The organism is Burkholderia singularis, from assembly GCF_001718875.1.
GTDB lineage: Bacteria > Pseudomonadota > Gammaproteobacteria > Burkholderiales > Burkholderiaceae > Burkholderia > Burkholderia singularis.
The window spans coordinates 2,463,382-2,484,314 of the sequence record NZ_CP013448.1 but is presented as its reverse complement, the minus strand read 5'-3'; the positions used below and the strand labels follow the sequence as shown (position 1 = coordinate 2,484,314).

Annotated in this window: 17 protein-coding genes; 14 read left to right on the top strand and 3 right to left on the bottom strand. The window is 64.9% G+C overall.

The annotated features are described in order from the left end of the window. Positions 1-6: 6 nt before the first annotated feature. From AQ611_RS10940 to lexA, 3 genes are read right to left on the bottom strand one after another with little or no spacing between them, the layout of a single operon-like run. A complete protein-coding gene (locus AQ611_RS10940) occupies positions 7-717 on the bottom strand; it encodes a DUF2939 domain-containing protein (protein WP_069234535.1) in 711 nt (236 codons plus the stop codon). A 35-nt stretch (positions 718-752) separates the two neighbouring features. Further along, positions 753-1,073 carry a hypothetical protein gene (locus tag AQ611_RS10935; RefSeq protein ID WP_059518374.1) on the bottom strand — a complete coding sequence of 107 codons (321 nt, stop codon included), beginning with the start codon at positions 1,071-1,073 and terminating at the stop codon, positions 753-755. A 58-nt stretch (positions 1,074-1,131) separates the two neighbouring features. Next, positions 1,132-1,779 carry a transcriptional repressor LexA gene (gene lexA / locus AQ611_RS10930; RefSeq protein WP_069234534.1) on the bottom strand — a complete coding sequence of 216 codons (648 nt, stop codon included), beginning with the start codon at positions 1,777-1,779 and terminating at the stop codon, positions 1,132-1,134. A gap of 271 nt (positions 1,780-2,050) precedes the next feature. Here lexA and AQ611_RS10925 point away from each other — a divergent pair, with 271 nt between their 5' ends. The 14 genes from AQ611_RS10925 (at position 2,051) to AQ611_RS10860 (ending at position 20,797) form a co-directional block, all read left to right on the top strand. Continuing rightward, positions 2,051-3,088: a sulfate ABC transporter substrate-binding protein gene (locus AQ611_RS10925; RefSeq protein WP_059518370.1), complete on the top strand. Its 1,038-nt coding sequence runs from the start codon at positions 2,051-2,053 to the stop codon at positions 3,086-3,088. Between the two features lie 147 nt (positions 3,089-3,235). Next, the gene (cysT, locus tag AQ611_RS10920) at positions 3,236-4,126 is read left to right on the top strand and encodes a sulfate ABC transporter permease subunit CysT (RefSeq protein WP_059518367.1); all 891 of its coding nucleotides are present in this window, start codon (positions 3,236-3,238) and stop codon (positions 4,124-4,126) included. After that, on the top strand, positions 4,123-5,136 hold the full coding sequence (cysW, locus tag AQ611_RS10915) for a sulfate ABC transporter permease subunit CysW (RefSeq protein WP_069235263.1): 1,014 nt from the start codon (positions 4,123-4,125) through the stop codon (positions 5,134-5,136). Before cysT ends, cysW begins: the two co-directional genes overlap by 4 nt. A 12-nt stretch (positions 5,137-5,148) precedes the next feature. Next, positions 5,149-6,204 carry a sulfate/molybdate ABC transporter ATP-binding protein gene (locus AQ611_RS10910; RefSeq protein ID WP_069234533.1) on the top strand — a complete coding sequence of 352 codons (1,056 nt, stop codon included), beginning with the start codon at positions 5,149-5,151 and terminating at the stop codon, positions 6,202-6,204. A gap of 68 nt (positions 6,205-6,272) precedes the next feature. Further along, positions 6,273-7,199: a CysB family HTH-type transcriptional regulator gene (locus AQ611_RS10905; RefSeq protein ID WP_059518363.1), complete on the top strand. Its 927-nt coding sequence runs from the start codon at positions 6,273-6,275 to the stop codon at positions 7,197-7,199. Between the two features lie 303 nt (positions 7,200-7,502). Then, positions 7,503-8,465 carry a sugar ABC transporter substrate-binding protein gene (locus AQ611_RS10900; RefSeq protein WP_059518361.1) on the top strand — a complete coding sequence of 321 codons (963 nt, stop codon included), beginning with the start codon at positions 7,503-7,505 and terminating at the stop codon, positions 8,463-8,465. 128 nt (positions 8,466-8,593) lie between these two features. Beyond that, a complete protein-coding gene (locus AQ611_RS10895; protein WP_069234532.1) occupies positions 8,594-10,180 on the top strand; it encodes a sugar ABC transporter ATP-binding protein in 1,587 nt (528 codons plus the stop codon). A 32-nt stretch (positions 10,181-10,212) separates the two neighbouring features. Beyond that, on the top strand, positions 10,213-11,244 hold the full coding sequence (locus AQ611_RS10890; protein WP_059518640.1) for an ABC transporter permease: 1,032 nt from the start codon (positions 10,213-10,215) through the stop codon (positions 11,242-11,244). Between the two features lie 26 nt (positions 11,245-11,270). Continuing rightward, positions 11,271-12,296 carry a LacI family DNA-binding transcriptional regulator gene (locus AQ611_RS10885; RefSeq protein ID WP_059518357.1) on the top strand — a complete coding sequence of 342 codons (1,026 nt, stop codon included), beginning with the start codon at positions 11,271-11,273 and terminating at the stop codon, positions 12,294-12,296. Next, positions 12,293-13,255, top strand: a complete 963-nt coding sequence (gene rbsK / locus AQ611_RS10880) for a ribokinase (RefSeq protein WP_069234531.1) — start codon at positions 12,293-12,295, stop codon at positions 13,253-13,255. The genes AQ611_RS10885 and rbsK overlap by 4 nt, the downstream gene beginning before the upstream one ends. A gap of 209 nt (positions 13,256-13,464) precedes the next feature. Next, positions 13,465-15,267 (top strand): methyl-accepting chemotaxis protein, encoded by a 1,803-nt coding sequence (locus AQ611_RS10875; RefSeq protein ID WP_069234530.1) that lies wholly within the window; start codon positions 13,465-13,467, stop codon positions 15,265-15,267. A 543-nt stretch (positions 15,268-15,810) separates the two neighbouring features. Next, complete coding sequence (locus AQ611_RS10870; protein WP_059518353.1) at positions 15,811-17,733, top strand: PrkA family serine protein kinase; 1,923 nt, start codon at positions 15,811-15,813, stop codon at positions 17,731-17,733. 122 nt (positions 17,734-17,855) lie between these two features. Then, positions 17,856-19,121, top strand: coding sequence for a YeaH/YhbH family protein (locus tag AQ611_RS10865; protein ID WP_069234529.1), 1,266 nt, complete (start codon positions 17,856-17,858; stop codon positions 19,119-19,121). After that, on the top strand, positions 19,121-20,797 hold the full coding sequence (locus AQ611_RS10860) for a SpoVR family protein (protein WP_059518350.1): 1,677 nt from the start codon (positions 19,121-19,123) through the stop codon (positions 20,795-20,797). Before AQ611_RS10865 ends, AQ611_RS10860 begins: the two co-directional genes overlap by 1 nt. The last annotated feature ends 136 nt before the right edge of the window (positions 20,798-20,933 follow it).

Sequence of the window (20,933 nt, the reverse complement as noted above, 5' to 3'; positions counted from 1 at the left end):
GCCAGCTCAATCGTCATGCTCGTGCAGGTCGATTGCCGATAATTTCCAGCCGAACAGCCCGCTGCGATGGAAAATTGCGGCGTAGTGTGCATTGCTGTTGTTACGGCGGTAGATGACGACGAATTCGTCTACCCCTCGGTACGATGCACTAGTGCGCGGCGCCAGGTTGGGCGGCGCATCGGACGCCGGCGGCGCAGTTTGCGTCGTGGTGTCGGTGGCGGCTCCAGATACGGACGACGAAACGCCGCCGTTGTTTAACGGCGGTGCCGCGCCGGGCCCCGTGGCCGCTGCGGTGGACGGCTCGCTGCCGGCCGGGTTCAGTTCGGGGGGACGTTCACCAGGCTGAGCGCGTGGCGGTAAACCGCTCATCAACGCGGCGACGCCCTCTGGGGTTGCATACGCATCGACGAGCGGACCGACGAGTGCCGAACCGACGAGTGCACCGATGATGGCCAATGGATTGTCGCGCTGCCGGGCTTCGATACGCTGCATCAATTCATTGGTGAGCTGCTGCTTCAGGCTGCTGCGCAGCGCCGGAAAATCGACGTATTGACTGATCGCGTGGGCGTCGCGCGCGTCGATCGCCTGCTTGATTTGTCTGAGTGCGAGATATGGCGACGCGTACCCATAGACAATCATCGCGACGGCAATAACGAACATCGCGATGATAAAAAGCGGTTTCAGGACCCGTCTTTGCGGATGCGCGATAGCACTCAAACAGCCCCCTCGACGAACGAAATAGCGCTCGAGGATCAGAGACCTTGCTGTGTAAGCGAATGTTCCTCGGCGATGCAGCGATCGATCATGCGGCAGATCGCGTCGACCGTGCCGACCATGATGAACCGGGACGGCCCGTGGTAAACCCTTACCGGTGCACGTCGAGCGGGCTCCGCGTGATGGAGCGCGCTGTTCAGCGATACGCGTGCGAATGCGGGCAGTGCAGACGGCAGCAGCGACGGCTGCACGCCGGCGGCATGCGAATCCTCGACGAGCGGCGCGCAAGGCGTGCGTCCGCGCAGATGGCGCAGGCGGCCAAATTGTCGAAAGGGCAGCAGGCGGGCGAGGCGTTCCATAGGGTCCTCCAGATCCAAGCGAATGGAAAGGCGAAGCTGTAGCGGGGCCAACGGGCGATCAGAATTCGCCCGGGCGAATCAGTCCGACGGCGATACCTTCGAGCGCGAATTCCGCGCTGCCCGCCTTGACAAAGATATTTTCGTAATCCGGGTTTTCGGCGATCAGCTCGACGCCGCCGGCGTGACGCTTCAGGCGCTTGACCGTGACGTCATCGCCAAGCCGCGCGACGATGATCTGGCCATCCTTCGCCTCGCTGCGTTTTTGTACCGCGAGCAAATCTCCGTCGAGGATGCCGGCGTCGCGCATCGACAGCCCGCGCACCTTCAGCAGGTAGTCGGGCTTGCTCGAGAAGAGCGCCGGATCGCACGCGTAATGTTGTGAGATGTGCTCCTGCGCGAGGATCGGGCTGCCTGCGGCGACACGGCCGACGAGCGGCAGCGACAGCTGCATCAGCGCCGCATGCGGCAGCGGAAGCTGATGCGGCGCATCGTCGGTGCCGAGCAAGCGGATGCCGCGCGATGCGCCGGCCGCCAGTTCGATCACGCCCTTGCGCGCAAGCGCGCGCAAGTGCTCCTCGGCGGCGTTCGGCGAGCTGAACCCCAGTTCGGCGGCGATTTCCGCGCGGGTAGGGGGAAAGCCGGAGCGCTCGATCGCGCGGCGGATCAAGTCGAACACTTGCTGCTGACGGGCGGTGAGTTTGATCATGAGATGACTGTATGGATAGACAGTGTCTGTATTTTTATACAGTATCCACGGAAATTCAAGCGTTACTTGAGGTTCGACGCTATCGCATCGTTTCCGCCGTGGCTTCGCGCCGTCCTAGCGGCGTTTCGGCGGCAATAACCGTCCAGCGGCGTTTCATTACCACTTTTGAGTATTAAAAAATAAGGAACGATTATTTTTAATGATGAAACCCGTTCGTTAGACTGGCCCCACCTTGAACTGACGGCCTGCACATACACTTGGAGAACAACGGATGGTCAAGCGCAAAACGGGGTTGGGCAACGGCGCGCGGCGTCTCATCGCATCGGTCGCGCTCGGCGCAGCAGCCGTGCTCGGCGTGCTCACGCCCGCGCTGGCGGACACGACGTTTCTGAACGTCTCGTATGATCCGACGCGCGAGCTGTATCAAGACGTCAATCAGGCGTTCAGCAAGGAGTGGAAAGCCAAGACGGGTGAGACGGTCAATTTCAAGCAGTCGCACGGCGGCTCGGGCGCGCAGGCGCGCTCGGTGCTCGACGGCTTGCAGGCCGACGTCGTGACGCTCGCGCTCGCCTATGACATCGACGCGCTCGCGAACAAGGGCCTCGTCGACAAGGATTGGCAAAAACGTCTGCCGGACAACGCGTCGCCCTATACGTCGACGATCGTGTTTCTCGTGCGCAAGGGCAATCCGAAAGGCATCAAGGACTGGGACGACCTCGTGAAGCCGGGCGTGTCGATCGTCACGCCGAACCCGAAGACCTCGGGCGGCGCGCGCTGGAACTATCTCGCCGCGTGGGCGTATGCGCAGCACAAGCCGGGCGGCAGCGCGGAAACGGCCAAGGAATTCATCACGAAGCTCTATAAGAACGCGGGCGTGCTCGACTCCGGCGCGCGCGGCGCGACCACCAGCTTCGTGCAGCGTGGCATCGGCGACGTGCTGATCGCATGGGAAAACGAGGCGTTTCTGTCGGTCAAGGAATTCGGCGCCGACAAGTTCGAGATCGTCGTGCCGTCGGCCAGCATTCTGGCCGAGCCGCCGGTTGCGGTGGTCGACAAGGTGGTCGACAAGAAGGGCACGCGCAAGCTTGCACAGGCGTATCTGCAGTTCCTGTATAGCAAGGAAGGGCAGGAGATCGCCGCGCGCAACTATTACCGGCCGCGCGCGAAGGATGTGCCGGCCGCGCTGACGAAGCAGTTTCCGAAGCTGAAGCTGTACACGGTCGACGACACGTTCGGCGGCTGGACGCAAGCGCAGAAAACGCATTTCGCCGACGGCGGCGTGTTCGATTCGATCTACAAGCCGCAATAAGCCGGCGCGATAAGCGCCCGGTTGGACGCCGCGCGCGGCCCGCGCCGGTGCCGCCGGCGCAGATGGCGAACCGGACGGTGTTCGTGCTGTAGTGGCGCGAGCACCGTCCGGCGCCCCCATGTGCATCATCCAGGAAGAGCATTCCGCATGACGACGTTTACCTTGCGCAAACCGAGCGCGTTGCCGGGATTCGGTGTGACGCTCGGCATCACGCTGGCTTATTTGAGCCTCGTGGTGCTGATTCCGCTCGCCGCGACTTTTCTGAAAACGGCAACGCTTACCTGGGATCAGTTCGTCGCCGCGACGACATCGCCGCGTGTGCTTGCGTCGTACCGGCTGACGTTTCTCGCCGCGCTTGGCGGCGCGCTCGTCAACGCGGTGTTCGGTTTTCTCGTTGCGTGGGTGCTGGTGCGTTATACCTTTCCGTTCAAGCGGCTCGTCGATGCGATCGTCGATCTGCCGTTCGCGCTGCCGACGTCGGTGGCGGGCATCTCGCTCGCGGCCGTCTATGCGACCAACGGCTGGGTTGGCAGTCTGCTCGCGCCGCTCAATATCAAGATCGCGTTCACGCCGCTCGGCGTGCTCGTCGCGCTGACGTTCATCGGCCTGCCGTTCGTCGTGCGCACCGTGCAGCCGGTGCTGGAGGATTTCGAGCGCGAGCAGGAGGAGGCCGCCGCGTGCCTGGGCGCGACGCGCTGGCTCACGTTCCGGCGCGTCGTGCTGCCCGCTGTGCTGCCCGCGCTGTTGACGGGCTTCGCGCTCGCATTCGCGCGCGCGCTCGGCGAATACGGTTCGGTGATCTTCATCGCGGGCAACGTGCCGATGAAATCGGAGATTACGTCGCTGCTCATCATCACGAAGCTCGAGCAGTACGACTATGCGGGCGCGACGGCGCTTGCCGTGGTGATGCTCGTCGTGTCGTTCGCGATGCTGCTCGTCGTCAACACGCTGCAGTGGTATTTGCAGCGTCGCACGAGCCGCGGCGCGAGCGGTCCCGCGCCGGCGGCCGGCGCCGCGGCGCTGGGAGGCGCGCAATGAGCGACGATCTCGTGCAGAACCAGAACCGCGCGCCGGTATCGGCCGCGCCGCGCAGCGGCGGCGCCCGCGGGGGCGCCGGTACGCAGGCCAGCGCGGGCGCGTTCGCGCGCCTTGACCCGGTCAGCGAGCCGCGCGCGGTGCGTTGGCTGCTCACGGGCATAGCGCTCGCGTTTCTCGCGCTTTTTCTCGTCGTGCCGCTCGCCGCGGTGTTCGTCGAGGCGCTGCGCAAGGGCATCGGTTTTTATCTGGAGTCGCTCACCGATCCGGATGCCTGGTCGGCGATCACGCTGACGCTGAGCGTCGCGGCGATCGCGGTGCCGCTCAATCTGGTGTTCGGCGTGTGCGCATCGTGGGCGATCGCGAAGTTCGAATTCAAGGGCAAGGCGCTGCTCACCACGCTGATCGACCTGCCGTTCTCGGTGTCGCCCGTGATCTCGGGCTTGATCTACGTGCTGCTGTTCGGCGCGCAGGGGTGGCTCGGGCCGTGGCTGCAGGCGCGCGACGTGCAGATCATCTTCGCGGTGCCGGGCATCGTGCTCGCGACGATCTTCGTCACGTTCCCGTTCGTCGCGCGCGAATTGATTCCGCTGATGCAGGCGCAAGGCGCGGATGAAGAAGAGGCGGCGCGCGTGCTCGGCGCCTCCGGCTGGCAGATTTTCCGGCGCGTGACGCTGCCGAACGTCAAATGGGGAGTGCTGTACGGCGTGATTCTCTGCAATGCGCGTGCGATGGGCGAGTTCGGCGCGGTGTCGGTCGTGTCCGGCCACATCCGCGGGCAGACCGATACGATGCCGCTGCACGTCGAGATTCTTTACAACGAATACAACTTCGCGGCCGCGTTCGCGGTGGCGTCGCTGCTTGCATTGCTCGCGCTCGTCACGCTCGCGCTGAAGTTCATCGCCGAGCGGCATCTGTCGGCCGAACGCGGCCTGCTCGACGAGCCGGCCGATACGCACCCGGCCGCCGGCGCGCCGGCGGCGCGGGCTGCCGTCACTTCGTCGATTTCATAAAGAGGCACCGAGATGGGCATCACCGTTCGCAACCTGCACAAGCGCTTCGGCGACTTCACCGCGCTCGACGACGTATCGCTCGACTTTCCGCCGGGCGAACTCGTCGCGCTCCTCGGGCCGTCCGGTTGCGGCAAGACGACGTTGCTGCGCGTGATCGCGGGCCTCGAGTATGCGGACGTCGGGCAGGTTCTGCTGCAAGGGCTCGATGTCGCGTCGGTTGGCGCGCGCGAGCGGCAGGTCGGTTTCGTGTTCCAGCATTACGCGCTGTTCCGGCACATGACGGTGTTCGAGAACGTCGCGTTCGGGCTGCGCGTGAAGCCGCGCCGCGAGCGTCCTTCGGAGGCGGCGATCCGCGACAAGGTGCACGAATTGCTCAAGCTCGTGCAGCTCGACTGGCTTGCGCAGCGCTATCCGTCCGAGCTGTCGGGCGGCCAGCGGCAGCGCATCGCGCTGGCGCGTGCGCTGGCCGTCGAGCCGAAGGTGCTGCTGCTCGACGAGCCGTTCGGCGCGCTCGATGCGAAGGTGCGCAAGGAATTGCGCGGCTGGCTGCGGCGGCTGCACGACGATCTGCATATCTCGACGATCTTCGTCACGCACGATCAGGAAGAGGCGCTCGAAGTCGCGGACCGGATCGTCGTGCTCAATCATGGGCGCGTCGAGCAGGTCGGCAGCCCGCAGGATGTCTACGACCATCCGGCGAGCGCGTTCGTCTACGAATTTCTCGGCGCGGCGAACCGGCTCGCCGGCACGGTCAGCGGCGAGGGCTTCGTGGCCGATGGCGTGAGCGACGCGATCGCGGTCGACGCCGATTTCGCGGGCCGGGCGTTTGCCTACGTGCGCCCGCACGATCTCACGCTGGTTCGCGCCGACGCGCGCGCGAGCGGTATCGCCGCCGACGTGCGCCGGGTCGTGCCGCTCGGCGGCTCGGTGCGCATCGAGCTGGCCGCGCGCGCGGGCGGCGTGCTGGAGGCCGAACTCGACCGCAACGTGTGGCAGGCGCTCGCGCTCGACGTCGGCGACGGCCTCACGGCCGTGCCGCGCGCTGTGCGCGTGTTTCCCGCGTGTTGACGCTCTTTCGCGCCGCGTCGAAACCGTTGCATCACATCAACAAAGACATTGCCCGACAGAGGCTACCCATGAATTTTCAACAATTGCGCTTCGTGCGCGAAGCTGTACGGCAGAACATGAACCTGACGGAAGTCGCGAACGTGCTTTACACGTCGCAGTCGGGCGTATCGAAACAGATCAAGGATCTCGAGGACGAACTCGGCGTCGATATCTTCATTCGCCGCGGCAAGCGTTTGACGGGGCTCACCGAGCCGGGCAAGGCGGTTCACCAGTTGATCGAGCGGATGCTGCTCGACGCGGAGAACCTGCGCCGCGTCGCGCGCCAGTATGCGGATCAGGACAGCGGCCACCTGGTGGTTGCGACCACGCACACGCAGGCGCGTTACGCGCTGCCGAAGGTGATCCGCCAGTTCACCGACGTCTATCCGAAGGTGCATCTCGCGCTGCGCCAGGGCAGCCCTCAGCAGATCGCGCAGATGATCCTGAACGGCGAGGCGGATCTCGGCATCTCGACCGAGGCGCTCGACCGCTACCCGGACATCGTCACGTTCCCGTGCTATTCGTGGCATCACGTCGTCGTCGTGCCGAAGGAACATCCGCTCGTCGGCCGCGAGAAGGTAACGCTCGACGACATCGCCGAATATCCGATCATCACCTACGATCAGGATTTCACCGGCCGCTCGCATATCGATCAGGCGTTCGCGCAGGCGGGCGCGGTGCCCGATGTGGTGCTGACCGCGATCGACGCGGACGTGATCAAAACCTACGTCGAGCTGGGGATGGGCATCGGCGTGGTCGCCGCGATGGCGTATGACGCGCAACGCGACACGGGCCTCGTCGCGCTCGACACGCAGCATCTGTTCGAGGCGAGCACGACGCGGGTGGGGCTGCGCAAGGGTGCGTTCCTGCGTGCCTACGCATACCGGCTGATCGAAATGTTCGCGCCTCATCTGTCCGAAAGCGAGATCGCCGGGCAATTGCGCGAGGCGGCCTGACGCGGCGGCGGGCCGAACCGGCTGCGGGTTCGGCCGACGCGGGTTGCGCGGATGCCGCTGGGCCGGCTTTGCGCAAGCCGGCCGATTCTGCCGAATCGGCAAGCCGATTGCACGGATGGAACGCGCGGCGGATTTTGTCCGCGTAAACCCCTAAACATGTGCAATCGGCATTGCATAATCCAGAGAAAAAGTCGACGATAGGCGCTCCTGACAGGAACCAATCGGACGTGGTCGCGCAAACGTTTGCTCAACAAAAAAACGACATGCTGTCCACCCCTAATAATCATCTCCAGGAGACAACACATGAATGTCAGCTTCCGTCGCCGCGCCCTGATTGCCGCGGCCGCCTGCGTCACCGTCGCTGCCGCGGCGTTGCCGGCGCGCTCATGGGCCGAGCCGGCGCATAAGCCGAAAGTCGCGCTCGTGATGAAGTCGCTCGCCAACGAGTTCTTCCTCACGATGGAAAACGGTGCGAAGGAATACCAAAAACACAACGCGGGCCAATTCGATCTCGTCACCAACGGCATCAAGGACGAGACGGATACCGCGAGCCAGATCCGGATCGTCGAGCAGATGATCGTATCGAAGGTCGACGCGATCGTGCTCGCGCCCGCCGACTCGAAGGCGCTCGTGCCGGTGGTCAAGAAGGCCGTCGATGCCGGGATTCTTGTCGTCAACATCGACAACCGGCTCGATCCCGACGTGCTGAAGTCGAAGAATCTGAATGTGCCGTTCGTCGGCCCGGACAACCGCAAGGGCGCGCGGCTCGTCGGCGACTATCTCGCGAAGCGGCTGAAGGCGGGCGACGAGGTCGGCATCGTCGAGGGCGTGTCGACGACGACCAACGCGCAACAGCGCACCGCGGGCTTTACCGACGCGATGAAGGCCGCGGGCGCGAAGATCGTGTCGGTGCAGTCGGGCGAATGGGAGATTGACAAGGGCAATGCGGTTGCCTCGGCGATGCTCAACGAGTATCCGAACCTGAAAGCGCTTCTGTGCGGCAACGACAACATGGCGATCGGCGCCGTGTCGGCGGTGCGCGCGGCGGGCCGCCAGGGCAAGGTGCTGGTGGTCGGCTACGATAACATCAACGCGATCAAGCCGATGCTGAAGGACGGCCGGGTGCTCGCGACCGCCGATCAATACGCGGCCAAGCAGGCGGTGTTCGGCATCGACACCGCGTTGAAGGCGCTCACCGAGCACCGCAAGCAGGCCGATATGACGAGCGTGGTGGCCACGCCCGTCGATCTCGTGACGAAACCTTAACGCTCCGGCGGCGCGCATGCGCGCCGCCGCGTTCGGCAGCCGCGCGGGATGGCCGTCTAGGCGGCCTTCCCGTGTCGTTGGCCGCGCATCGCGCGGCTTGCGTCAATCGTTTTTCATTCAGAATCGAGATGGATTCGACCACCCCGTATTCGCCGCATGCCGCGCCGACGCTCGTCGTCGACGGTGTCGGCAAGACCTATGCGGAGCCCGTGCTCGCCGACGTGTCGCTGTCGCTGATCGCGGGCGAGGCGCTCGCGCTGACGGGCGAGAACGGCGCGGGCAAGAGCACGCTGTCGAAAATCGTTGCCGGGCTCGTCGCGCCAAGCGCGGGCGCGATGCGGCTCGCGGGCGCGCCGTATGCGCCGGCGAGCCGCGCGCACGCGGAAGCGCTCGGCGTGCGGATGGTGATGCAGGAGCTGAACCTGGTGCCCACGCTCACCGTGGCCGAAAATCTGTTTCTCGACCGGCTGCCGCACCGGTTCGGCGTGATCGATCGCCGCAGGCTGCGCGACGATGCACGCGCGGCGATGGCGCGCGTCGGCCTCGACGCGCTCGACCCGGATACGCCCGTCGGCGCGCTCGGCATCGGCCATCAGCAGATGGTGGAGATCGCGCGCAGTCTCGCGGGCGATTGCCGGGTGCTGATTCTCGACGAGCCGACCGCGATGCTGACCACGCGCGAGGTCGAACTGCTGTTCGAGCAGATCGACCGGCTGAAGGCGCGCGGCGTGGCGCTCGTCTATATCTCGCATCGGCTGGAGGAACTGGCGCGGGTGGCCGAGCGCGTCGCGGTGCTGCGCGACGGCCGGCTCGTGCACGTCGGCGCGATCGATGCGCAGCCGATCGAGCGGCTCGTCGCGCTGATGGCCGGGCGCGAACTCGACGAGCAGGCGGCGCCGCAGGCGCGCCCGCGCGGCGCGCCGCTGCTGAAGGTCGACGGCCTCGCGCGCGGCGACGCGGTGCGCGACGTGTCGTTCGACGTGCGCGCGGGCGAGATCTTTGGCATCTCCGGGCTGATCGGCGCGGGGCGCACCGAGCTGATGCGGCTCATCTACGGCGCGGACGCGGCCGAGCGCGGCGCGGTGTCGATCGGCGATCCGCCGCAACCCGTCGCGATCCGCTCGCCCGCCGACGCGGTGCGCCACGGCATCGCGTTCGTCAGCGAGGACCGCAAGGGCGAAGGGCTGCTGCTGAGCCAGCCAATCGCGGCCAACGTGTCGCTCGGCCAGCTTGCGCGTGTCGCGCGCGGCGGCGTGATCGACGCGCGGCGCGAGGCGGCGCTTGCCGCGCAGCAGATCGATGCGCTGCGCATTCGCACGCGCGGGCCCGAGCAGCACGTAGCGGAGCTTTCGGGCGGCAATCAGCAGAAAGTCGCGATCGGCCGCTGGCTCGGCCGCGATATGCGCGTGCTGCTGTTCGACGAGCCGACCCGCGGCATCGACGTCGGCGCGAAATTCGACATCTATGCGCTGCTCGATGCGCTCGCGCGCGAAGGGCGCGCGCTCGTCGTCGTGTCGAGCGACCTGCGCGAGCTGATGCAGATCTGCGACCGGATCGGCGTGATGTCGGCGGGCAGGATGAGCGCCGTGTTCGAGCGCGGCGCATGGACTCAGGATGCGTTGCTCGCCGCCGCGTTCGCCGGCTACGCGCGCCGCGACGCCATGGCGGCGCCGCTCGACGACCATTCCCGGCCCGCCGAGCGGGCGGGGGCGTGACCAGACAGGATTGACGACAGGATTTGATGATGATGAACGACCGATCGATCGAGCGCGCCGGCGGCGCGCCATCCCGGCAGGCGGGCGCCGCCGCCGCTTCCTCGCCCGTGGCCGCGAAGCCGCGCGGCGTGCGGCTCGGCTTGTCCAACTACATCGGGCTCGCGCTCGCGCTGATCGCGCTGATCGCGCTCTTTTCGGTGCTGAGTTCGCATTTCCTCACCTATGACACGTTCAGCACGATCGCGAACCAGATTCCTGATCTCGTCGTGCTGTCGGTCGGCATGACCTTCGTGCTGATCATCGCGGGAATCGATCTGTCGGTCGGCTCGGTGCTCGCGCTCGCGGCATCGGTGGTCAGCGTCGCGGCGCTGCGCTGGCACTGGGCGCCGCTGCCGGCCGCGGCCGCGGGCGTGCTCGCGGCGGCCGCGACCGGCATGCTCACGGGCGCGGTGACGGTGGGCTGGCGGATTCCGTCGTTCATCGTGTCGCTCGGCGTGCTCGAGGCGGCGCGCGGCGTCGCGTATCAATTGACGAACTCGCGCACCGCCTATATCGGCGATGCGCTCGATTTCCTGTCGAATCCGATCGCGCTCGGCATCTCGCCCGCGTTCCTGATCGCCGTGGCGGTGATGATCGTCGCGCAGTTCGTGCTCGCGCGCACGGTGTTCGGCCGCTACCTGACCGGCATCGGCACCAACGAGGAGGCCGTGCGTCTCGCCGGAGTGAACCCGCGCCCGTATAAAATCATCGTTTTCGCGCTGATGGGCGCGCTCGCCGGGCTGGCCGCGCTGTTTCAGATCTCGCGACTCGAAGCCGCCGACCCGAACGCGGGCGCGGGCCTCGAGCTGCAGGTCATCGCGGCGGTCGTGATCGGCGGCACGAGCCTGATGGGCGGCCGCGGCTCGGTCGTCAGCACGTTTTTCGGCGTGTTGATCATCTCGGTGCTCGCGGCCGGGCTTGCCCAGATCGGCGCGAACGAACCGACCAAGCGCATCATTACCGGCGCCGTGATCGTCGTGGCCGTGGTGCTCGACACGTATCGCAGCCGGCGCGCGCGGGGATAGCCAGAACTCATAAAGAGAGAAACGGAATGGCGACGATCAAGGATGTGGCGGCCATCGCCGGCGTGTCGTTCACGACGGTATCGCACGTAGTCAATAATTCGCGGCCGGTATCGGCCGATGTGCGGGCGAAGGTCGAACAGGCGATCCGCGAGCTGAACTATGTGCCTTCGGCCGTCGCGCGCTCGCTGAAGGCGCGCTCGACGGCCACCATCGGCCTCGTGGTGCCGAACAGCACGAATCCGTACTTCGCCGAGCTTGCGCGCGGCATCGAGGACCAGTGCGCGATGTCCGGCTACTGCGTGTTCCTGTGCAATTCGGACGACGATCCGCAAAAGCAGCGCAACTATCTGCGCGTGCTGCAGGAAAAGCGCATCGACGGGCTCATCATCGCGTCCGCGGGCGACGACGCGGTGCTCGCGCAGACGCTTGCCGACACGCGCGAGCCGCTCGTGGTCGTCGACCGGAACATCGAGGGGCTGTCGGCCGATCTGGTGCAGATCGACCACGAGCGGGGCGCGTACCTCGCGACGCGTCATCTGCTCGAACTCGGCCACGCGAAGATCGGCTGCATCACGGGCGCGGTATCGACCGCGGTCAGCGCGATGCGCGTGCACGGCTTCATCCGGGCGATGGCCGAGCATGGCATCGAAATCATGCCGGGCGCGATTGCGGAAAGCGATTTCTCGTGCATCGGCGGCTATCATGCGGCCGCGCGGCTGTTCGACACCGTGCATCCGAGCGCGATCTTCGCGGGCAACGATCTGATGGCGCTCGGCGCGCTGCGCGCGGCGGCCGAGCGCGGGATCGCGGTGCCGGCCGGTTGCTCGATCATCGGGTTCGACGACATCGAATTGTCTCGCTACACGTATCCGGCGCTGTCCACGGTCGGCCAATCGGTGCGCGCGCTCGGCGAAATGGCCGCGCAGACGCTGATCGAGCGCATCGGCGGCGCAGGAGCGGCCAAACGGCGGCGTGTCGTGTCGCCGCGGCTCGTGCTGCGCGAATCGACGGCGGTTTACAAGGAGCCGGCGCAGTCCGGGTATCGGGGATGACGGCGGGAATCAATAAGGTCGCGCCGGCGGCGGCCGGCAACGTGATGATCGTCGGCAGTCTGAACATGGATCTCGTCGTGCGCGCGCCCCGGCTGCCGCTGCCGGGCGAGACGCTCGCCGGCCGCTCGTTCGCGCAGGCGGCGGGCGGCAAGGGCGGCAATCAGGCGGTGGCGGCCGCGCGGCTCGGCGCGCGCGTCGCAATGCTCGGCTGCGTCGGCGCGGACGGGCACGGCGCCGCGCTGTGCGCGGGGCTCGTTGCCGAAGGCATCGATTGCACGGCGCTCGCGGTCAGCGAAAAGGCGGCCACGGGCGTCGCGCTGATCGTCGTCGACGATACGAGCCAGAATGCGATCGTGATCGTCGCGGGCAGCAACGGCGAGGTGACGCCCGAGGCGATCGCCGCGCACGAAGCGGCGATCGCCTCGGCCGACGTGCTGATTTGCCAGCTCGAAACGCCCGAGGAGACAGTGCGCGCGGCGCTCGCCGCGGGCCGGCGGCTCGGCAAGGCGGTGGTGCTGAATCCGGCGCCCGCCGTCGGGCCGCTGCCCGGCGACTGGCTGCCGCTTGTCGATTATCTGATTCCGAACGAAGTCGAGGCCGCGATGCTCACCGGGCTGCCGGTGCGCGATCCGGCGGGCGCCGAAGCGGCGGCGCGCGCGTTGCAGGCAGCGGGCGCGCGCAACGTGATCGTCACGCTCGGCGGCCAGGGCGTGCTCGTGCTGACGGCGCACGGCGCGGCGAGCCACTATCCGGCGCCGCGCGTCGTGCCCGTCGACACGACCGCGGCGGGCGATACGTTCATCGGCGGTTTCGCCGCGCGGATCGCGGCGGGCGACGCGCTGCCGGAGGCGATCCGTTTCGCGCAGCGGGCGGCGGCGTTGTCGGTGACGCGCGCGGGCGCCCAGCCGTCGATTCCGACGCTTGCCGAACTCGATGCGTTCGTGCCGGCCGTGGCGTGACCGACGCGCCGCCCGCCGCGCTGCCGCGCTCAAAAGAAAAAATATCGCGGCGGCACGGCGGGCAAGCCGAACTTTTTCTCCGAATCCCATCGTCCGGATCAAGACTTCCTGAATAGCGCCGTAAACGGAATAAGCAAAGCGGCCGTCTCGATTGAGCGCAAAGCCGCGGTGCGATTCCGTCGTCGTGACGACGCATCACAGGAAGAATCATGTTGTTCAACAATCATCTCGCGATCAGAACGCGTGTGGCGATGGCCATGGCGCTCCTGACCGGTCTGTTGTGCGTCGTCAGCGCGCTGGGTTGGTTCGGAATGCTGAAGGCCAACGACGCCAACGAAGAAATCTTCACCAACCAGATGCCGAGCGCGGTGGATGTTGCATCCGCCGAGCTGTCCGCGGCGCGCGAGCGGCTCGCGCTCGATCGCGCGGCGTTCGCCGCCGGCACGCCCGAGACCGCGGCGATGATCGAGCGCGCGCGCGAGATGCGCGCGATTTCCGATTCATGGTGGCGCAAATATCTCGATCTGCCGCGCGACGCCGACGAGGACCGCCTCGCGCAGGACGTCACGGCAAAGCGGCAAATTCTGCAGCGCGAACTCGACGCATTCGCCGCGCTCGTCGATGGCGTGGATCGAGACAGGATTCTCGCCGGGGCCAAGCGGCTGCAGACGGTATTCAACGATTTCGCGCTTGCCGGCGAAGCATTGCGCACGTTCCAGTTCAAGCAGGCGAGCGCGCATTTCGACGCGACGCAACGGGCCTACGAAACGAGCCGGATCGCGAATGCCGTCATGCTCGCGCTCGGCCTCGCGATCGCGCTGTACTGCTATCTGAGCTTGCGCGCGGCGATTTCTCGGCCGCTTGCCGATGCGCTCGGCCATTTCGACGCCCTCGCCGCAGGCGAGCTGCGCCGGCGGATTGTCGTCGAGCGGCGCGACGAGATGGGGCTGCTGCTCGAAGGGCTCGCGAAGATGCAGGCAAGCTTGGGCGGCACCGTGCGCACCGTGCGCGCCGGCAGCGAATCGATTGCCGCCGCGGCGGGGCAGATCGCGGCGGGCAACGTCGATCTGTCGTCGCGAACCGAGGAGCAGGCGGCAGCGCTCGAGGAAACCGCATCGAGCATGGAGACGCTTGCGGGCGCCGTGCGTCGCAACGCCGACAACGCGCGGCAGGCAAGCGCGCTGGCGGCGAGCGCGTCGGACATCGCGAACCGCGGCAACGCGGTAGTCGGTCAAGTGGTCGCGACGATGGGCGATATCAACGAGAGTTCCGCGAAGATCGCCGACATCATCTCGATCATTGAGGGGATCGCGTTTCAGACCAATATCCTCGCGCTCAACGCGGCGGTCGAGGCAGCGCGCGCGGGTGACGAAGGGCGCGGCTTCGCGGTCGTCGCGGGCGAGGTGCGCAATTTGGCGCAGCGTTCGTCGGGCGCGGCCAAGGAGATCAAGGCGCTGATCGATACGTCGGTCGAGCGCGTGCGTGCCGGCTCGACGCTTGTTGATGACGCGGGGCGCACGATGAGCGATGTGATCGGCGCGGTGCGGCGCGTGACCGACATCATGGGCGAGATCGCGTCGGCGTCCGAAGAGCAGAGCAGCGGGATCGACCAGGCGTCGCGCGCGCTCGCGCAGATGGACGAGGTCACGCAGCAGAACGCGGCGCTCGTCGAGCAGGCCGCGGCAGCAGCGCAGTCACTCGACGAGCAGGCGTCGCGGTTGCGGCAGACTGTCTCGGTGTTTCAGCTCGATGCAAGCGACAGCGACCAAACGCGCGTGGGCGATGCCCATGCAATTCGCGCGGTAGCCGGCGCGCGCGGCGCTGCGCCGGATACGCCATCGCAGCCCCCAGCGGCGAACATCGCGCGCCGGGCGGTGTCCAAGCCTGCATCGGGCGTCTCTGCTTCATTCGCGACATCGGCGCCCGCCGTGCTATCCGAACCTCTTTCCGGGCAACGGCAACCACGAACCGCGTTGCCCGCCGCGTCCGCAGACGATTGGGAGACTTTCTGATTTTTTTGGCGTGGATCGCAAGACGATCCACCCCTAATTTGCGTATCTGCCGGCGCCCGCGAAAGCGGGCGTTTTTGCATCGAATGCAAGCCGCGGGGCGCAGGCTTTGACCGCATTCGTCGTGCGGGTTTTCACCGGCTCGGCTCGTCGAGATTGCGTAGGCCGAGGCTGGTGCGTCGGGTGTTGCGTGCGCCACAAAAAAAATTTGTAACGGCGGAGCGGCTTTGTCGTCGCAAACGCTGTGTCGCGCGTATAGGGAAATAAGCAGGAGGGTTTCGGACGTCACGAAAGCGCGATGGATGCAGACGCTTCTCTGCGCGAATGGAGCGCGCCGACGCACGTCTGGCCCGAAACGGGAACACCATTGTAGGGCAGCATAAAGCCCTTTCCAAGAAGCGTTTTCAGCAATGTTAAGAATTGATCGTGCGGCCGAAGAGTGCGTGAAAAAATAAGGAAATGGGTTTAGGATGAACTCGAACGATCCTGCTTCGACACGATCTACATGAAGGCAAGATCGTCTTCAGACTCAGGCGAGGAGGTAGCATGGATATTTACGGCAGTTTCGCGAACCGCTTCGAAAAAACGCGAGAAGAAGAACTCTCGCTTGAGGAGTATCTCGCGCTCTGCAAGAACGATGCATCGGCTTATGCGACTGCCGGCGAACGGATGTTGGCGGCCATCGGGGAACCGGAGCAGATCGACACGCGCAATGACCCGCGCCTGTCGCGTATCTTTGCGAACAAGGTCATCAAGGTGTATCCGGCGTTTCGCGAGTTCTACGGGATGGAGGAGGTGATCGAACAGGTCGTCGCTTACTTCCGGCATGCCGCGCAAGGGCTCGAGGAGCGCAAGCAGATTCTCTATCTGCTCGGTCCGGTGGGGGGCGGCAAGTCGTCGATCGCCGAGCGTTTGAAGCAGTTGATGGAGCGTGTGCCGTTCTATGCGCTCAAGGGCTCGCCCGTCAACGAATCGCCGCTCGGCCTGTTCGACTACAACGAGGACGGTCCGATCCTCGAAGAACAATACGGGATTCCACGCCGCTACTTGAAAAGCATTCTGAGCCCGTGGGCGGTCAAGCGCCTGCACGAATACAACGGCGATATCCGGCGCTTCAGCGTCGTGCGCCGCTACCCGTCGGTGCTGCGGCAGATCGGCATCGCGAAGACGGAGCCCGGCGACGAAAACAATCAGGACATCTCTTCGCTCGTCGGCAAGGTCGATATCCGCAAGCTGGAGCAATACGCGCAGGACGACGCCGATGCATACAGCTACTCGGGCGGCTTGTGCCTCGCGAACCAGGGTCTGCTGGAATTCGTCGAAATGTTCAAGGCGCCGATCAAGGTGCTGCACCCGCTCCTGACCGCCACGCAGGAAGGCAACTTCAAGGGCACCGAAGGATTCGGCGCGATTCCGTTCGACGGCATCATTCTCGCGCACTCGAACGAATCCGAATGGAAGGCGTTCCGCAACAACAAGAACAACGAAGCACTGCTCGACCGGATTTTCGTCGTCAAGGTGCCGTACTGCCTGCGCGTGTCCGAGGAGATCAAGATCTACGAGAAGCTGATCCGGAATTCGTCGCTCGCCGAAGCCGTGTGCGCGCCCGGCACGTTGAAAATGATGGCGCAGTTTTCCGTGCTGACGCGGTTGCAGGAGCCGGAAAACTCGAACCTGTTTTCGAAGATGCAGGTGTACGACGGTGAGAACCTGAAGGACACCGATCCGAAGGCGAAGTCGTATCAAGAGTATCGCGACTATGCGGGTGTCGACGAAGGGATGACGGGCGTGTCGACGCGTTTCGCGTTCAAGATCCTGTCGCGCGTGTTCAACTTCGATTCGGCCGAAGTCGCGGCGAACCCCGTGCATCTGATGTATGTGCTGGAGCAGCAGATCGAGCGCGAGCAGTTCCCGCCGGAGACCGAGCAGAAGTATCTGTCGTTCGTGAAGGATCTGCTCGCGTCGCGCTATGCGGAGTTCATCGGCAAGGAGATCCAGACCGCGTACCTCGAATCGTATTCGGAGTACGGGCAGAATATCTTCGACCGCTATGTGACGTATGCGGATTTCTGGATCCAGGATCAGGAATTCCGCGATCACGACACGGGCGAGAGCTTCGATCGCGCGGCGCTCAACGCCGAGCTGGAGAAGATCGAGAAGCCGGCGGGCATCAGCAATCCGAAGGATTTCCGCAACGAGATCGTGAACTTCGTGTTGCGCGCGCGCGCGGCGAACGGCGGCAAGAATCCGGCGTGGGTCAGCTACGAGAAACTGCGCGTCGTGATCGAGAAGAAGATGTTCTCGAACACCGAGGAGCTGTTGCCGGTCATTTCGTTCAATGCGAAGGGCTCGGCGGAGGAGCAACGCAAGCATGAGGACTTTGTGAACCGGATGGTCGCGAAGGGCTATACGCCGAAGCAGGTGCGGCTCCTGTGCGACTGGTATCTGCGCGTGCGCAAGTCGTCATGACGCGTGCCGCGCGACGCCCGCGCGGTCGCGCGCGGGCCCCCTGAGAGGCGCCGCCGCCCATGCATGCGGGTCGCATGCGCGGCGGCGCCCCGGCGTATCGACATTCGAGCGGGAGACCGGGTGTGCTTCATCAAATCATCGACCGCAGGCTGGCCGGCAAGAACAAGAGCATTGCAAACCGCGAGCGCTTTCTGCGCCGCGTGAAGAATTACATTCGACGCGCGGTGTCCGACGCCGTGCGTGATCGCAGCATCAAGGACATTCAAAGCACGCAGAGCATCACGATTCCGCGCAAGGACATCGCCGAGCCGACGTTCCGGCACGGTCCCGGCGGGCGCCGCGAGATCGTGCATCCGGGCAACGCCGATTATGTGCGCGGCGACAAGATTCCGCGTCCGCCGGGCGGCGGTGGAGGCGGCGGCAGCCAGGCGAGCAACGAGGGAGAAGGTCAGGACGACTTCGTGTTCGAGTTGTCCCGCGAAGAGTTCATGCAATATTTCTTCGACGATCTCGAACTGCCGCGCCTGGTCAAAACCCATCTGCTGACGGTTCCGAGCTGGAAGAGCGTGCGCGCGGGCTGGGCGGCCGAAGGCACGCCGAACAACATCGACATCGTGCGCTCGCTCAGAAGCGCGCTGGGCCGGCGTATCGCGCTCGGCTCGCCGCTCGTCAACGAATTGCGCGAACTCGAAGCGAAGCTCGAGGCGCTGAGCGACGAACCCGGCGATCACCGGGTCGAGATTGCGCAGCTGGAAGAGGCGATTCATCATCTGAAGGGCCGCATTTGGCGGATTCCGTTCATCGATCCGTTTGACCTTCGCTACGTGAACCGGGTGAAGCAGCCGCAGCCGTCGAGCCAAGCGGTGATGTTCTGCCTGATGGACGTATCGGGCTCGATGGACGAGCAGCGCAAGGACCTTGCGAAGCGCTTTTTCATCCTGCTGTACCTGTTCCTGAAGCGCAATTACGAGCGCATCGAGGTGGTGTTCATCCGTCACCATACGCGTGCAGAGGAAGTCGACGAGGACACGTTCTTCCATTCGACCGAAAGCGGCGGCACGGTCGTGTCGAGCGCGCTCGAACTGATGCGCAAGGTGATGGACGAGCGCTATTCGCCGACCGAATGGAACATCTATGGCGCGCAGGCATCGGACGGCGACAACTGGACCGATGATTCGCCGAAATGCCGCAAGATCCTCGACGAGGATATCCTGACCAAGGTGCGCTACTTCGCCTACATCCAGGTGACGCCGGAAGAGCAGAATCTGTGGCTCGAATACGCGCAACTGGCGTTGTCACAACCGCATCTCGCGATGAAGAAAGTGGAATCGGCCGCCGATATCTATCCGGTGTTCCGGGAACTCTTCGAAAAGCACGTGGAAACCTGATGACGACACGCCATTTGGATAACGAAGCACGCGGATATGAACCGCACCGCAACAGCGACGACGCATCGGAGCCCGGCGCGCAGCACGGCGCGACGGCCGACACGGCGGCGCATTGCCCGCAAGCGCCCGCGAGCGGGCCGAAGGAAGCGCGTATGAACGTTGCCGATCGCAAACCGTTGCCGTGTCCGTCCGATTGGACCTTCGAGCTGATCGAAGAATACGACACCCACATCTCGCAGGTCGCCGAGCAATACGAACTCGATATCTATCCGATCCAGCTCGAACTCATCAGCGCCGAGCAGATGATGGATGCTTACGCGTCGGTGGGGATGCCGGTCAACTATCGCCACTGGTCGTTCGGCAAGCATTTCCTCGCCACCGAGAAAAGCTACCGGCGCGGGCAGATGGGGCTCGCTTACGAGATCGTCATCAATTCGAATCCTTGCATCGCGTATCTGATGGAAGAGAATACGATGACGATGCAGGCGCTCGTGATCGCGCACGCGGCTTACGGGCATAACTCGTTTTTCAAGGGCAACTATCTGTTCCGGTTGTGGACGGACGCGCACGCGATCATCGATTACCTGGTCTACGCAAAGAACTACGTCGCTGAGTGCGAGGAGCGCTACGGGCTCGATCGCGTCGAGGAACTGCTCGACTCGTGCCACGCGCTGATGAATTACGGCGTCGACCGCTATAAGCGGCCGCAAAAACCGTCGCTTGCGAAAGAGTCGGAATTGCGGCGCGAGCGCGAAGCGTACCTTCAGTCGCAGATCAACGAGCTATGGCGCACGCTGCCCGGCAAGAAGCAGGAACAGGCCGAAGAGCAGGAGGAGCGCTATCCGCCCGAGCCGCAGGAGAACCTGCTTTATTTTGCCGAGAAGAACGCGCCGTTTCTCGAGCCGTGGGAGCGGGAGGTGATCCGCATCGTGCGCAAGATCGGCCAGTATTTCTATCCGCAGCGGCAGACGCAGGTGATGAACGAAGGCTGGGCGACGTTCTGGCATTACACGCTGCTCAACACGATGTACAACCAGGGCAAGCTTGCGGACGGCTTCATGATGGAGTTCCTCCATTCGCACAGCAACGTGATCTATCAGCCGCCCGTGACGAAGCCGTATTACAGCGGGATCAATCCTTACGCGCTCGGCTTTTCGATGATGAGCGACATTCGCCGGATCTGCGAGGCGCCGACCGACGAGGACTACAAATGGTTTCCGGAGCTGGCCGGCAGCCCGTGGCTGCCGGCGCTCCATTACGCGATGCGCAACTTCAAGGACGAGAGCTTCATCGCGCAATATCTGTCGCCGCATTTGATTCGCGAGATGCGGCTTTTCTCGGTGCTCGACGACGACATGCGCGATGCGCTCGAAGTGTCGGCGATCCATGACGACAGCGGCTATCAGTATGTGAGGCAGGCGTTGTCCCGTCAGTACGACATTCACCACCGCGAGCCGAACATCCAGGTGTGGTCGGTCAACACGCGCGGCGATCGCAGTTTGACGCTGCGTCACTTCATGACCGACAACCGGCATCTGTCGAACGACAGCGAAGAAGTGCTCAAGCACGTGGCGCGGCTCTGGCAGTTCGACGTGTTTCTCGAAAGCGTCGACGAATCGGGGACGGTCCGCAAGCGCTACGAGTGCCGCTACACCGCGCCGGAAATTCGCCTCTGATCTTCCGGCAATCCGCGCGCCCGCCGCGGCGCGTGATCTTGCACGAAACGCGAGCCGTCTGGCTCGCGTTTTCGCTTGATGGGCGGATGGTGGCCGAAATAGCCGCCGGCCGCGGCGCGATATCCGGACCATCCCG

Excerpts from the sequence above, each read along its gene's own strand:
- AQ611_RS10935 (WP_059518374.1), bottom strand. The coding sequence starts at position 1,073 with ATGGAACGCCTCGCCCGCCTGCTGCCCTTTCGACAATTTGGCCGCCTG.
- AQ611_RS10925 (WP_059518370.1), top strand. The coding sequence starts at position 2,051 with ATGGTCAAGCGCAAAACGGGGTTGGGCAACGGCGCGCGGCGTCTCATC.
- AQ611_RS10900 (WP_059518361.1), top strand. The coding sequence starts at position 7,503 with ATGAATGTCAGCTTCCGTCGCCGCGCCCTGATTGCCGCGGCCGCCTGC.
- AQ611_RS10860 (WP_059518350.1), top strand. The coding sequence starts at position 19,121 with ATGACGACACGCCATTTGGATAACGAAGCACGCGGATATGAACCGCAC.
- AQ611_RS10890 (WP_059518640.1), top strand. The coding sequence starts at position 10,213 with ATGAACGACCGATCGATCGAGCGCGCCGGCGGCGCGCCATCCCGGCAG.
- cysW (WP_069235263.1), top strand. The coding sequence starts at position 4,123 with ATGAGCGACGATCTCGTGCAGAACCAGAACCGCGCGCCGGTATCGGCC.
- AQ611_RS10905 (WP_059518363.1), top strand. The coding sequence starts at position 6,273 with ATGAATTTTCAACAATTGCGCTTCGTGCGCGAAGCTGTACGGCAGAAC.
- lexA (WP_069234534.1), bottom strand. The coding sequence starts at position 1,779 with ATGATCAAACTCACCGCCCGTCAGCAGCAAGTGTTCGACTTGATCCGC.
- cysT (WP_059518367.1), top strand. The coding sequence starts at position 3,236 with ATGACGACGTTTACCTTGCGCAAACCGAGCGCGTTGCCGGGATTCGGT.
- AQ611_RS10895 (WP_069234532.1), top strand. The coding sequence starts at position 8,594 with ATGGATTCGACCACCCCGTATTCGCCGCATGCCGCGCCGACGCTCGTC.
- AQ611_RS10870 (WP_059518353.1), top strand. The coding sequence starts at position 15,811 with ATGGATATTTACGGCAGTTTCGCGAACCGCTTCGAAAAAACGCGAGAA.
- AQ611_RS10875 (WP_069234530.1), top strand. The coding sequence starts at position 13,465 with ATGTTGTTCAACAATCATCTCGCGATCAGAACGCGTGTGGCGATGGCC.
- rbsK (WP_069234531.1), top strand. The coding sequence starts at position 12,293 with ATGACGGCGGGAATCAATAAGGTCGCGCCGGCGGCGGCCGGCAACGTG.
- AQ611_RS10885 (WP_059518357.1), top strand. The coding sequence starts at position 11,271 with ATGGCGACGATCAAGGATGTGGCGGCCATCGCCGGCGTGTCGTTCACG.
- AQ611_RS10910 (WP_069234533.1), top strand. The coding sequence starts at position 5,149 with ATGGGCATCACCGTTCGCAACCTGCACAAGCGCTTCGGCGACTTCACC.